General features: G+C 66.0%; 1 pseudogene. It reads right to left on the reverse strand.

The features are described from left to right. A pseudogene (locus tag RQH86_RS22895) lies at window positions 1-863 on the reverse strand (hypothetical protein); the annotation flags it as partial.

Raw genomic sequence — 863 nt, forward strand, 5'->3', positions numbered from 1 at the left:
GCCTCACGCCACTGCGGCTGCAGCTCGGTGCCGACGATGCGATAGCGATACTGCGTTTCCTCGCGTTGCAGATCCTGCGCTGACGGCGGCGACTGCCCGATGGCGGCAATCGTCTGCGCCTGCTCGGCCAGCGCCAGTTGCAGCAGTGCGCGCGTGTTCTCCAGTTCCAGCACGCGATTGCCATCGGGTGGGGGACCGTTGCTGGTCCACTGCCCATCCATGTCGCGGTAATAGCGCTGGCCGTCGGAGGCGGTCAACGCATCCGGGTCGGGCAGCGCCTGCTGCACGGCCGGCGACATCGGCAGCCCATCGGACGCCCAGCCGCTGCGGTGATGTGCCAATTCGTAGCGTGCGGCGATGGCGCCGGGACTGTTGGCGATGTTGCGGGCGATGACGTCTTGCGCTTGCGCGTCCAGTTCGGCTTTGCGGTGCGGCGAGGCGGTTTCCTGGATGTGGTTATCGCGATCGTTGGCGCCGGAGATATTGATCCTGACCAGCCGATGCCACTGGCCGTCCGCTGCATCACGCCGCCAGTCGGCGGGGCTCAGGCTGGGACGGTCAGTGGCATTGGCCGGCTGCTGATACGGGTCCTGCGGGGCGGGTGCATCTTTCAACGCCAATGCGGCAGCCGCGTTGGTGGCTTGGTAATTGAGTTCGCGCGCCTTTTGGTAGCTGGCAACGATGGGCGTTGCGATGGGGTTGTCCACGCCGTCGTTGGTGGTGTCGGACTTGCCGTCGCGCACCCACGCACGGCCATCGAACGACCACTGGGTCCCCGCGCGATCGGTCTGGGTGTAGATGGCGCGGTTGTCGAGCAACGCGGCGGCTTTTTCGCCAGCGATACTCAAGAAATACGCATCGGC

Origin of the sequence: Xanthomonas sp. WCS2018Noco2-27 (genome assembly GCF_031843525.1) — a bacterium.
In the GTDB taxonomy this organism is placed as follows: Bacteria; Pseudomonadota; Gammaproteobacteria; order Xanthomonadales; family Xanthomonadaceae; genus Xanthomonas.